This is a genomic window from Pseudoalteromonas aquimarina, assembly GCF_049257255.1.
Classification (GTDB): Bacteria; Pseudomonadota; Gammaproteobacteria; order Enterobacterales; family Alteromonadaceae; genus Pseudoalteromonas.
Genome location: NZ_JBMMUG010000001.1, coordinates 208382 through 222103 on the forward strand (window position 1 = coordinate 208382; position 13722 = coordinate 222103).

Sequence of the window (13722 nt, forward strand, 5' to 3'; positions counted from 1 at the left end):
CCATTTTGCACCTTGTTTGGCACATATATTGATTTAGTTAAATACTATTTAGTTAAATCGTTCTAAGGATGCATTAATATGGTGCAAGCGCTATCTGCCAAGTTTCTCTCTCATTTTATAGAAAAACATTCGCTTTCTCAGGAAGTTAAAAAAACAATAAAAACTTGGTACGCACCTATCGCAGAGCAAATTGCACTGCACCAAAATAGAACAAAACAGCCAATAGTCATTGGTATAAACGGTTGCCAAGGTTCGGGTAAAAGCACACTTACAGACTTTTTAAATCAATATTTACGCATGTATTTTGGTTTAAATGTGGTGTCGATTTCGCTCGATGATTATTACTTATCTGCTTCTGAGCGCGAAGAACTTGCCACAAACATTCACCCGCTACTTGGCACACGCGGCGTACCGGGTACTCACAAAATTGATCAGCTAGATCATGATTTAGCAGCGCTTACGCGTAAAACGCTAAAACGCCCTTTGTTTATTCGCCGTTTTAATAAAGCCACAGACAATCCATTCCCATCAGATAAATGGACCAAAGTTACATCAGCGCCCGATGTGATTATTTTAGAAGGTTGGTGCGTTGGGCTTAACGCAGAGCCTCAAGACGCATTAAAAACACCTATAAACGCGCTTGAAGCAATAGAAGACCAAAACGGCACATGGCGAGAATACGTAAATAATCAGCTAAGTGGTGTTTACCAAAATGTGTTCGAGCGGGTAGACCGCTGGATTATGCTAAAGGCACCTAGTTTTGATGTGGTGGCACAGTGGCGCAAAGAGCAAGAAGCCAAACTGCGTTTGCAACAAGATAAACTGCCAGCCAGTAAAATTATGAGTGAGCAACAAATAGAGCGCTTTGTGCTGTTTTTTGAAAGGCTTACCCGCGTTGGTTTAGTTGATTTTAGCCAAACCACCGACATCACTTTGCACCTAAATGAAACACGCAAAATAGTTGAGGTAACAGGGCGCTTTAAACAGCTCTGTTTTCCTGAAAAGCTCGCGGTATTTACTGACCTTGATGGCACCTTGCTTGATCATTACAGCTACGAGTTTCAACCTGCAAAAGTCAGCGTGTTTTTATGCCACGAACTGGACTTTCCTATTATTCCTTGCACCAGCAAAACCTATAAAGAAATTATCGCAATTCGTGCTCAGCTTGGACTTGGCACGCCGTTTATTGTGGAAAATGGTGCCGCTGTGTTTTTACCCAAAAAATGGTTAAAAGAAAGCGTAATTGAAACCAAAGATCTGATTGAGTTTGGCGAATTCTACATTAAAGAATTTGGCCAGCCACGCAGCTTTTGGTTAAGCCAGCTAAAACAACACGCCAGCGATTTTGCACATCTTTATAAAGGCTTTGCGCAAATGACGAATAGTGAGCTGGCGGAGCTTACAGGCTTAAGTGAAAAAGACGCGGAAAAAGCCAAACTGCGCCATTACTCCGAACCCTTACATTGGAGGGGGGAAGCCTGCCAGAAAAGCGCATTTATAAAACGCATGCGCGAACACGGCGCAACCATTATTGAAGGTGGGCGTTTTTTACATGTGTGCGGTGACGAAAATAAAGGGCTAGCGCTTAACTGGTTATTTAACCTAATTAAAGGCGAACTGCCAGGTGATTGGCTAAGTGTGGCACTAGGCGACAGCGAAAACGACAGCGCCATGTTAGAGCAAGCCGATATCGCAGTACAAATCAAATCAATGACCCATCCGTTTATTTCGCTTAATCGTGAAAAAGGCGTTATGCGTTCAACTATGCCTGGGCCTACTGGCTGGCACGAAGTAATGATGCAACTTATTAGCGAGCTTGATAACCATCATATTGAGCGCATTAAATCGATTATTAACCACCCTCTGAAGGAGAAAGACTATGGCTGATTTTTACCAAAACGGCATTGTAACCACGCTACATAATCTAACTAATCGAGGTGTGGAAGAATTAGAAAACGAGCTGGTTGAATTTTCTAAAACGCGGCCAATGGGATTAATTTTACCGTCGCTTTACAGCGAGCTAGAAGGTGAAGCGCTGCCTAAAATTGTTGAACATTTAAGTGAAGTGCCATATTTATCGCAAGTGATTATTGGCCTAGACAGAGCCACTGAAGATGAGTTTTGTAAAGCCATTGAGTTTTTTAAATATTTAGGGCAACCGCATCAAATTTTATGGAATGATGGCCCACGATTAAAACAGCTCGACGCCGAATTACAAGCGCTAGGCGTGGCACCAACCGAAATGGGTAAAGGCCGTAACGTGTGGTATTGCATGGGGTATGCATTAGCCACTAAAGAGGCAGAGTCTATCGCTTTGCACGACTGTGATATTTTAACTTACGACCGCAGCTTAATTGCCCGTTTAATTTACCCTGTAGCGCACCCGCAATTTAACTACGAATTTTGCAAAGGCTATTACGCCCGTTATTCCGATGGCAAGCTTAATGGCCGTGTGGCGCGTTTGCTTGTTACACCATTATTAAAAGCACTTAAACGCGTGATAGGCCATAACGACTACCTAGATTATATGGATAGCTACCGTTATTCGCTGTCGGGTGAGTTTTCGTTTAGACGCGATGTGCTAAACGATATTCGCATTCCTAGCGATTGGGGGTTAGAGATTGGCGTACTTTCTGAAATGCAGCGCAACTATGCATCAAACCGTTTATGTCAGGTAGATATTGCCAACGTGTACGACCACAAACACCAAGATTTATCGCTACATAATAGCGAAGGTGGCTTATCTAAAATGTCGATAGACATAACCAAAGCGTTTTTTAGAAAGCTTGCTACCCAAGGTTACACCCTAAACACCGAAACCATGCGCACCATAAAAGCCACCTATTACCGCATTGCGCTCGATTACATCGAAACCTATAAAAACGACGCGATTATCAACGGCCTGCAAGTGGATATTCACACCGAAGAAAAGTCAGTAGAAATGTTTGCTAAAAACATTATGGCGGCAGGGCAGTCGTTTTTAGAAAAGCCCATGGAAACGCCGTTTATTCCATCGTGGAACCGCGTAATTAGCGCCATGCCCGATGTGCTTTCGCGCTTAGAAGAGGCTGTAGAAGAAGATTACCTCGAATTTTCAGCAAAACTGCGCAAAAAGGTAAGCTGATGACCTATCCATTGAAAGAAAAACTGCTTAAGCAACTGCAAGTAATTTATGAAGGGGTCGCAATAGAAGATTCGGTGGATGCCATCGCCGATAAGCTTTTAACCCAAATGGCGTTAAGTGATGATGCGCAAGGGCCAACGCCATTTTTAAATCGCTGGAATGAATCGGATATTGTGATGATCACCTATGGTGACAGCATAGTATGCGACAGTGAAAAACCGCTGGTCACTTTAAAACAATTTATTGATACACATTTAAGTAATGAGCTAAGTGGCGTGCATATTTTGCCGTTTTTCCCCTACAGCTCAGACGATGGTTTTTCAGTGCTGGATTATTCCAGCGTGAATGAATCTCTGGGTGATTGGCAAGACATTAGCGCCATAAGCAAAAGCTATAAGTTAATGGCCGATTTAGTGATTAACCACTGCTCAGCGCGCTCCATTTGGTTTGAAAACTTTATAAAAGGCGAGGGCACAGGCCACAATTACTTTTTTACTGCATCGCCAAGCGACCCGCTTGATAAAGTGGTTAGGCCGCGTACATCGCCCTTATTAAAACCAGTAACCACCAAACAAGGCGAGCAGTTTGTGTGGTGTACCTTTAGTCATGATCAAGTAGATTTAGACTTTTCAAACCCAGAGGTGCTTATTGCCTTTGTGGGTATTATTAAACAATACCTAGATGCGGGCGTGAGAATCTTCCGCTTAGATGCCATCGCTTTTTTATGGAAAGAAATTGGCACAAGTTGCATTAATTTGCCGCAAACCCATGAGGTAGTAAGGCTGTTACGCACGCTGATAGAATGCGCCAATGAAAACGCCATAATAATTACCGAAACCAACATCCCAAATATTCAAAACTTAGCGTATTTTGGTAATGCCAACGAAGCCCATGCAATTTATAACTTTTCGCTGCCGCCGCTACTTATTTACAGCTTAATTTCAGGCGATTGCCAAGCGTTAAAACACTGGTTAATGCGCATGCCACCTGCGCAAAATGGCACCTGCTATTTTAACTTTATTGCATCGCACGATGGCATTGGTTTAAGGCCAGCAGAAGGTTTACTGAGCGAAAGCGAAATTGCCACCATGGTTAACACCATGCAAAACTTTGGCGGGCTTATTTCGTGGCGAACAGGAGAAGATGGCAGCCAAAAACCTTACGAAATGAACATTGCTCTGTACGACGCGCTTAAAGGCACAACAGATGGGCCCGATAAACATCAGTACCAGCGGTTTATTTGCGCCCATAGCATTATGATGAGCCTAGAAGGCATTCCCGGTATTTATATTCATAGTTTGCTTGGCACTGAAAACGACTATGAAAAATACAACAACACCCATCATAACCGCGCGATTAACCGCCACCGCTGGCAAAGCGAATTGTTAAATGAGCAACTTGCCAATCCGTACAGCCATCACAGTAAAGTACTAAGTGGCCTAAAAACCTTGCTAGCAATAAGAAAACAGCAAAATGCCTTTCACCCCAACGCCACCCAATTTGTGTTGCAATTAGGGCCAGAACTGTTTGGTGTGTGGCGGCAATGTATGAATCGCAGCCAAAGTATCTTTTGTATTGCTAATATTACTAATAAGCCAGTATCGCTTCGTTTAAACGAGCTTAATTTAATTGAAACAGAGCACTGGTACGACTTACTCACTGATCAGCAAATTAACGATTTAAACAGCGAGTTTGCGCTGTTGCCATATCAAACTATTTGGCTAACCAATAAACGTAAGGGAGTATAACAATGAAAAAAGTAACCAAAGCGGTGATCCCCGTTGCAGGTCTTGGCACACGTATGCTGCCTGCAACCAAAGCCATTCCAAAAGAAATGCTAACACTGGTAGATAAACCACTTATTCAATATGTGGTGGAAGAAGCGGCCGCTGCTGGCATTAAAGAAATTGTGTTAGTAACCCATGCCAGTAAAAACTCCATCGAAAACCATTTTGATACCAGTTTTGAGTTAGAGGCTCAGCTAGAGTCGCGGGTTAAACGCTCGCTCTTACAAGAAGTTAAAAGCATTAACCCCAAAGGCATTACCATGATTTCGGTGCGCCAAGCCGAGGCAAAAGGGCTAGGCCATGCCATTTTATGTGCGCGTTCGGTAATTGGCGAAGAGCCATTTGCGGTAATTTTGCCCGATGTAATTATTGATAAATACCACTCAGATTTAGGCGTAGAAAACCTCGCGAAAATGGTTAGTAACTACAACGAAACAGGCGTTAACCAAATAATGGTAAACCCAGTAGATATGGCACAGGTGCAAAGCTATGGCGTGGTTGATTTAGACAACCAAACCCTGTGTGCAGGCGAAACTGCTAAAATTATTGGCATGGTAGAAAAACCACCACGCGAAGAAGCCCCTTCAAACCTTGCCATTACAGGCCGCTATGTACTTTCTGAAAGCATCTGGCCAATTTTAGCTAAAACCCCACCAGGTGCAGGCGATGAAATTCAGCTAACCGATGCGCTTTATACGTTATTAGACCAAACAGGGTTAGAGGCGTACCAGCTGGTGGGCAAAACTCACGATTGCGGTAATAAACTAGGCTTTATTAAAGCTAACATAGAATACGCCATTCAACGTGCTGAGTTTAAAGGTGAGCTGACCGATTATATTGAAACCATATTGGCCGAGAACAAGCATTAAGTTACAAGAGCTGTATTTACTCGGCAATTACAACATTACCTGTAGGTAATAGTTCTAAAAAAGCCTGTTTTAAAGCACTTTTTGCACTGTTATCGCCATGGACAATTTTAATTGTGTGCGGCTTACGCTTAATACGTTTTACAAAATTGAGTAAATCGTTTTTGTCGGCATGGGCTGAATAGCCACTAATGGTGTGCACGCCAGCATTAATCGTGACCTTTTCGTGGTTAAGTATTACATAGCCATTGTTTGGGCCATATTGTTGAATATCGCGCCCTGGTGTACCGCTGGCTTGGTAGCCAACAAATATAATATCGGCAGTTTTGTTGGGTAAAAAGGTGGTTAAATAGTTAACAATGCGGCCACCACTGCACATGCCGCTGGCGGCAATTACAATGGCTGGTTGTTTATTTTTGGCAAGGGCACTGACCATGGCGAGGTGCTCTTTATGGCTATCCACAGTTATCAGCTGAGAAAAATCGAGCGGATGCCGATGGGCGTTAAGCTTGCGCTTGGCTTCATCATCCCACAAAGCTTTAAACTGCAAATAATGGGCAGTAAAGTTAGCCGCCATGGGCGAATCTACAATCACATTAAGCGATTGCCAAATAGAGTTGTGTTTGCGTTCTTGATAAATAAATTGTTCTAGTTCGTATAACAGCTCTTGCGTGCGGCCAATACTAAACGCCGGAATGATTACCACGCCATTGTCGGCAACCGCTTTTTCAATCACCTGTTTTAGTACTTTGGCGCGGGTTTTTCGCCCTTGGTGTATTTTATCGCCATAAGTCGATTCAATCACTAAAGTGTCGGCACGGTAAGGGGATTTAGGCGACGGCAATAGCGGTGTGTAAGGTGCACCTAAATCGCCACTAAAAACTACACGATGATTTTGTTTGCCTTGGGTTATGTCAATCTCAACATAACTGCTACCTAAAATATGACCAGCACGCTGTAACCGCATCTTTGCTTTAGATGTTTTACTTGCACATGTAATTGGCTGCCAACAATTAAAATCAAGGGCAACAATTTGCTTTTTAAGTATTTTTAAAAAAGTATTAATAAGTGACTCATCACGGGTAACGCCAATTTTAAGCGCATCTTCAATCACTAATGGCAACAACTGCGCCGATGCCTTAGAGCAATAAATAGGCCCTTTAAACCCCGCCGCAAGTAAATAAGGAATGCGCCCAACATGATCAATATGCACATGGGTAACAACAAGCGCAGCAACAGTTGCAATATCAAACTCGATAGCAAGGGCATTATCACCACCAGTTCGCTGCTCATCCCCCTGAAACAAACCACAATCAATGAGCACACTAGCAGTATCATCAATCATTAGCTGGTGGCAAGAACCGGTAACACCATTAACCGCCCCATGATGAAGAATTTCAATGTCCATATTTCAATTCCGATATTTATTAGTACATTATGTTTAGATAATAGCGTTATAAAATGATATAAATAAACAAATTTATACTGTGAATTTTGCTATGATTTATTTCGATACCGCAGCGTCCTACCCAGTTCTACCTGAAGTGCAAATAGCTTTAAAAGAAGCATTTGAAAATACATTTGCAAATTCTGCATCGAGCCACTTTTTAGGTGAGCAATCTCTTGAGCAAGTTAATAAAGTAAGAGAGCAACTTGCTGAAAAAATTGGTGCGTTTGCTAGCGAAATTGTCTTTACAAGTGGAGCTACTGAGTCGAATAACATCGCATTTAAGAGTGTATTATTCGGTGGTGATGTTGCTGAAAACAAAAAACATATAGTAATTTCAGCGATCGAGCATAAATGTATTTTTTCAATCTGTGACTTTCTTGAGAAGCAAGGGTATGAATTCACAATTGTGAAGCCTAATTTACAAGGAATTATTGAACCAGAATCTATTAGAGATGCGTTAAGAGAAGACACTGCTTTAGTATCTGTAATGCATGTAAATAATGAATTAGGAACGATAAATCCGATATCTGAAATAGGCAAAGTTTGCTTTGAAAAGAATGTTTTATTTCATACTGATGCAGCTCAGAGTTTTGGCAAAATAGAGATTGATGTTGATGATATGAATGTAGATATTATGTCATTCTCAGCCCATAAAATAGGTGGCCCCAAAGGTATTGGTGCAATTTACATCAGAGATTTAAGAAAACACAATTTACAGCCAGTAATACACGGAGCAGGACAAGAAGATGGATTAAGAGGTGGAACAGTTGCTACCCCTCTGATTATGGGATTTGGTACTGCAATCGAATACTTTGAAAAGTACTACCAAGCGTTTAAAGAAAAGAATATTAAACAATACTTATTGCAGCAGCTGGAAGAACAAAATATACATTATCAAATAAATGGACATTTAGACTCTTTACCTCATTGTTTGTCATTAAGCTTATTAGAAGTAAATACGGGTCTGTTGATTAGAGAAAATGAGAGCTTAATGTGCTTGGCACAAGGTTCAGCTTGCTCCTCAAAAGAAATCGAGGCATCTCATGTACTAACTGCACTTGGGTTAACTAGAGAAGAAGCTGAAAATACATTTCGCATTAGCTTTTCGTACGACATAAGTATCAAGGACATTGACCTCTTAATTGACGCCATAAAAAAAGCAGCTTAAAAGCTGCTTTTTTTATTTATAACATGTAACACAGGCTCCACCGCCTTCAGCTTCATCGTAAATATCGTCGAGTTCACCGAACTCACAATACCCTTCAATATCACCTAGCAGTGCATTTCTACGCTTTTTCTTTTGGAAGCGAGCAACTTTTTTCTCATGATTTTCAATTATGCGCTTTTGTACTTCAGGGTCTTCTAAAGTTTCTAGCGGGGTACCTTGTCCCATCCAGTAAAAACGTTCACCAACTGTAGTATTGGTATCATCACCTTTTTCAAAAGCTTTTGCTTCTTCAAATAAGTCGGGGTGCATTTGCATTAATTTCACCCACTCAATTTTACGTTGGTAAAAGCAGAACGTACAACCTGAACGAGAGCGCCATTTATAATATTCCGGCAGTTCTAAACCATTACGTTGTAGTATATTTTCAATATCACTACGCACAATGCCATGTTCACGAAACGGAAAAACCGATTCAATGGGCTTTTCAATAGTCATATATCCAGTACGTTCTGGTTCATCAGCGCGTATGCCAACAAAATTTTTAATTTTATAACCGTCTTTGATAAAACCATCTAACCACTGTTCAAAGGGTTTTAGCTTCATTTGAACAGTACACCAACGATCTCGTTGTGATGGTAAATAGTTACCATGCTCTTTTAGTAAATGGGCGAAATCTTTTTCACCACGTCCTTCAATATTATTTAGTGAACGTGCGTTTAGGCGATGAATATACCCTAATTTCTCTTCTAGCTTATCGATAAAATCATTCGTTTCAGGTAGTTCATACCCTGTGTCAGTGAAAAAATATTCAACTTCTAGTTCGGGGTACATTTCCTTAACAAACAGTGCAAGAGCACTACTGTCTTTACCTCCTGAAAGACCAAGAACATATTTAACTTTTTCAGTCATCAATAGTCTCCTCAGTGACATCATCCATTAAATCAGCAAGTAGCTTAGATAATGCTGCGAGCTGTTTTTCTTTTGAAATATCAGACAAGTTAGACTTAATATTACTAACGGCTTTAAGCACTTGAGTATCATCAGTTAAACCATGTTTTATAAAACTACCAAATTCTTTGTGCTTACCATTGTCATCCAATGTCATTAACGCTAATGGTTTCGACGTACCTTTGTTTTGGATGTTGCCAAAAGATTCTATGCGTCTAAATTGAATGCATAAATTTTGTAGTTCATCAAAACCATTGCGTAAGTGTTTATCTGTCCAGTTACGCTCTGGAGTACCAGTAGTTAAATTGATAATAAATTCGAATTTAGTTTTAGCTGTTGGCTTATCTTGATTATCAATATAGGCAGCGATACGCTTGGCAAATTCTTTGACATTTGGTCGCTTTGCAACTGTGTCGACAAAAATACATCGTTCTTTAAGTTGCTCATTAAAATCTTCACCAAGCATTGAAGTTATGACTTGTTTAAAACCATTAAATAAAATGTCATGTTGCGCAGTAAGTTCTTCGATTGCCCGTTTTAAGCTAGTCGCCAATTGTTTTTCTACTGACGGATCGTCTTTACTAAAACCAAAAACGGTAGGTAAATCATCTAAAATCAACTTAAATGGATCGTTTGCGCCAATTACTTTATTTCTAAAATTCCTAGCTTCTTTAGACAATCCTTGCTGATGTTCTTCCCCAAAATTGTCACCACTTGTTTTCTTAACCCATGAAGGCAACTTATGAACAATGCCAACTATATGTTTGGCGATGTTGAGTATCGCACCATTTGGTTGCGTTTCACCGAGAGTTGCTTTTGCTAGGTTATCCAATAAGTGTGTTTGAATTTCAGATATCTCAAAATACCTTACAGCAGCTTCATGTGGGTACTTGTAAATCTTGTTAACAAGTTCTTCATCTAATTCAGGGATAAATACAAATTGTTTAGTTGAATCAAAATCATAAAAAGCTACTTGGCCCTCTAACGACTTCAATAATGCAAGGCCATAAATACAACATAAACCTGAAGTTAAACCGTAAGGTGGTTTCATCCACATATCATAAAGTGCAGCAAGAGTAACATGCTGGTTTTTAGAGTGTTGCTTAATAAATGTTACGCCATCTTGCCAAAGAGTATGCATTTTAGGGTTGTTATTTATCGCTTGTTTATCCCAATTGTTTGGGAACAGATAACCCTCGCTTGTTTCTAAATGCCACCCTTTACTCTTTAAGCAGGAGAGATAAAGCCCTTTTTCTGGAGGAAAGCTATTTTCATCAAATCCCAGATCTTTTTCATCACCATATTCAAACATTGCGTTCATTAGCTTTCTTATGGCGCTATTTGCACTTCCCGAAGGTTTTGAGCGATTTACTAATTCATTAATAACGCTTGGAGCTTTGGCAAATATAATATTAGCAATCTGAGATGCTAAAACTGTTAGCGATGCATTAGCTAGTTTTTTACCTTTGTATTTCCAACTAGCATCTTTAAATAAACGATGTAACTCTTCTGCAACTTTGTACTTAGCTTGGGTTATTCTCGTTTCTAATTCATTTTTTGCGATGAGATCATGATTTATTTTGCTTTCTTCTTTAGCAATTTGATTAAGTGCAATTAATTCAATAGCTTCAAGCTTTAATGAATCAAAACTTTCTACATTACCAATAGCAATATATGAATCGTCTGTAAGAGAATTTTTTAACTCTTTAGCAACACTCGTATTTGTGGGTAACACAAAGTGTAAAAACGTTTCACCTGTAACAGGTGTGTTTGAAAGAGCAGCAATCAAGTTTTTATCCAGCTTGTTAACAAGCTTAGTGGATGCCCAACGCATAGTACCTGTTTCATGATAATGCGCTGTTGCTAGCGTATTTTGCGGTAAATCACAAACCTGTGTCCAATCCACACCTTCGCTAATGGCCTCAATACGTTCATTGATAAGCGTATTGATATCAATATCACTGCCTTGAAATACGAATAAAGCATCGTGCTTTTGACGGTAAATAATTACTGTCCAATTTTCTAGGTCACTTATGGCGTTATCTACATCTTGTTTAGAATAGCCGCGAGTTACAAAGTAATTCGAGATAAATGCACGTTTAGCGTGTAAATGATGGTGGAAGCCAAAAATGGTTAATAACGCAATTACTTTAGTAATAGCTACGTGAAGCTCAGCCCCTTTTTGACTCGCCCTATGAATTGCATCACAACCTTCTAACCAAGCCTTACTATCATGAGATGTAACAATTAAATGATGTAAGTTATGATGCAAGTAATCCCAATATGCTTCAGGTTGATATAGTGCAAGTGATTCATTTAATTGGTTATAGTTTGTCTCTAAAAATTCTCGAAATGCTAGCTTTTCATGGGATGCTAAAAAGCCAAACAAACTTCTTTCATTTTGAGAAAAACGTCTGCGAGAAACAGGGCCGAGCAATAAACTAACAACGGGATCAAGCGGAAGAGTATTTAAAAGTGCGTTTGCATTTCTCGCTTGATTAACAAAAGACTCGCTGACTACATTAACAAGAGATTTATGTTGTTCTGTTAATGCGTTCGAAACTTTTGCGTGTTTGGCAATTGAATCACCCACAAGAATAAGTGATTCATCAATGGATGGGTTAAAACTCAGGTCACGGTAACGACCCTGCACTTTTGCCCATTCTTGCTGAGTTTTACTGTCTTTATTTTTTGCGTAATCAGAAAATGCCTGATGTAAAAAGCCAATGATAACGACTGGACTTTTAGAGTTTTGTACAATATCTGCTAATGATTGGAATAGGTGCAGATCTTTGTTTGACCTTGATTGATAATCAAGTGCTTTACCCATTTCGTCGAGTAAAATGATCACACCGTCTTTATCAGTATTAGGTGTCGCAAGAAGTTTCTTAATTTCTTTTAAACAAGCTTCATCATCATATGAGCTAATAACGTCTTCATCAAATTCAACACTATAAGCTTTTAATAAGCTCACTAAAATACTATTGCTGGGTGCTTCTAAACCACACACATGTTTAATGGTTTGCCAACCATTTTTAATATTAAAGCGTGAATTAAAGTCAGTAATAATTGATTGCGAATTATCTAATTTTGCTTGAGCGTAATCACGCTCATTTGAGTGTTGGCTTAACAGACAACTTAAAAACAACGCAATAGTTGATTTACCTGAACCATAAGGGCCTGTAATAGTGTAGGCACGCTGGGTACTGCTTTGAAATTCACGGCTAATAGTATCAATTACGTTAACAGCGGTACCATGAACAATAAAATCATCAATAAAAGGTTTTAGATCTGACGTATCAACATCAATACGTGTTGAGCTTTTATAACGTTGGTTAATATTAATTAATAAGTCAGACATTTTATTGGCCATAATAGATATCTAAATACTTGTCAGATTGGTTTTCAGGTGATTGGTTAATGTTAACTTGTCGCAAGCCCAGAGAATCAACCCATGATATTTTACCAGCGCTAAACTCTTGTAATTCATCTAGTTTTTGACCTAAGCCTGACTCTGAAAGGCGAAATATACGACCAGGCGAGCAGGGCTTAGTTAATAGTGAATCAAAGTCAATTGTAGTGACATTAGAATCTACAGTTTCTAGCTTATAAAACTCAAGCAATGCATAGGCAAATATTTCAATAGGTAATTCCGGGCGTTCAGCAAGTGCGCTTACATAAAACCCAGCGCCATTGTCTTGTAATAAATTGAGTTCTGATAATGGGCTTGTAAAATGATCTTCATCAACCTTTATACTTGTTTTTGATTTAGCCAATTTTGCTTTTTTACAATAAGTATTTAAAAAACAGTCAATGTCTTTTTTAATTGTAGAAATGTTACCTACTTCAGATTGAATCAATTGAGTTGCAGCGCTATAACAGTCATCAACAAATTTTGACTTTTCGAAATGCTGAACATTTGCGTAATTAAAGAAGTAACGATATGCCGTTAAGTGCTTGTCATTGAAATTAAGCCAAAAATGTAAAAGCCAAATTGACCCAATTTTTTCAAGGTAAGGATCAGCACCAGGGCTGATACCGTCACCAAATAAGCGTTTACCTTGCGGGGTAATATGATGGACGTAAGAGTTTTGCTCGCGCGAAGCATTAATTACACAGCTTGATTCTGCCCAATACTGTATTGCTTTGACCATGTTTTTACCAACACCTAAACGTACGATCGATTCACGTATGCCTTCTTCGTCAGTACTAGTAAACTTACCTTTTAAATTCAAATGATTAACAGCTTTGTATAACCATCCATAGCGCAGGGGAAAGGTATCGTGCCCTGTAAATTTAGCTTTCATGCTTAAAACTACTCCTGGAGAACTTGTCCAACAGCAGTAATGTTATATGGAATTAAACCTAAGAGAAAGTGC

The 13722-nt window shown here is 39.5% G+C and carries 9 protein-coding genes; 5 read left to right on the forward strand and 4 right to left on the reverse strand.

Going from position 1 to position 13722, the window contains the following annotated elements:
• Positions 1-78: 78 nt before the first annotated feature.
• From AAEU29_RS00950 to galU, 4 genes are read left to right on the forward strand one after another with little or no spacing between them, the layout of a single operon-like run.
• Positions 79-1887, forward strand: coding sequence for an HAD-IIB family hydrolase (locus AAEU29_RS00950; protein ID WP_421971680.1), 1809 nt, complete (start codon positions 79-81; stop codon positions 1885-1887).
• Positions 1880-3124 carry a glycosyltransferase family protein gene (locus AAEU29_RS00955; RefSeq protein ID WP_421971681.1) on the forward strand — a complete coding sequence of 415 codons (1245 nt, stop codon included), beginning with the start codon at positions 1880-1882 and terminating at the stop codon, positions 3122-3124. The genes AAEU29_RS00950 and AAEU29_RS00955 overlap by 8 nt, the downstream gene beginning before the upstream one ends.
• Entirely contained in the window at positions 3124-4872 is a 1749-nt protein-coding gene (locus AAEU29_RS00960) for a sugar phosphorylase (RefSeq protein ID WP_421971682.1), read from the forward strand. The genes AAEU29_RS00955 and AAEU29_RS00960 overlap by 1 nt, the downstream gene beginning before the upstream one ends.
• A gap of 2 nt (positions 4873-4874) precedes the next feature.
• A complete protein-coding gene (galU, locus tag AAEU29_RS00965) occupies positions 4875-5780 on the forward strand; it encodes a UTP--glucose-1-phosphate uridylyltransferase GalU (RefSeq protein ID WP_421971683.1) in 906 nt (301 codons plus the stop codon).
• 16 nt (positions 5781-5796) lie between these two features.
• Here the strand turns inward: galU and AAEU29_RS00970 are convergent, their stop codons facing one another.
• A complete protein-coding gene (locus AAEU29_RS00970; protein ID WP_421972288.1) occupies positions 5797-7179 on the reverse strand; it encodes an MBL fold metallo-hydrolase RNA specificity domain-containing protein in 1383 nt (460 codons plus the stop codon).
• Between the two features lie 97 nt (positions 7180-7276).
• Here AAEU29_RS00970 and AAEU29_RS00975 point away from each other — a divergent pair, with 97 nt between their 5' ends.
• On the forward strand, positions 7277-8395 hold the full coding sequence (locus tag AAEU29_RS00975; RefSeq protein ID WP_421971684.1) for a cysteine desulfurase family protein: 1119 nt from the start codon (positions 7277-7279) through the stop codon (positions 8393-8395).
• Positions 8396-8407: 12 nt separating this feature from the next.
• Here AAEU29_RS00975 and AAEU29_RS00980 read toward each other — a convergent pair whose 3' ends face one another.
• The 3 genes from AAEU29_RS00980 to AAEU29_RS00990 are packed head-to-tail and all read right to left on the reverse strand — an operon-like array spanning position 8408 to position 13650.
• Positions 8408-9304: a phosphoadenosine phosphosulfate reductase family protein gene (locus AAEU29_RS00980; RefSeq protein WP_274761175.1), complete on the reverse strand. Its 897-nt coding sequence runs from the start codon at positions 9302-9304 to the stop codon at positions 8408-8410.
• Positions 9297-12704: a hypothetical protein gene (locus AAEU29_RS00985; protein ID WP_421971685.1), complete on the reverse strand. Its 3408-nt coding sequence runs from the start codon at positions 12702-12704 to the stop codon at positions 9297-9299. Before AAEU29_RS00985 ends, AAEU29_RS00980 begins: the two co-directional genes overlap by 8 nt.
• A gap of 1 nt (position 12705) precedes the next feature.
• Entirely contained in the window at positions 12706-13650 is a 945-nt protein-coding gene (locus AAEU29_RS00990; protein WP_421971686.1) for a DUF4007 family protein, read from the reverse strand.
• Positions 13651-13722 lie beyond the last annotated feature (72 nt).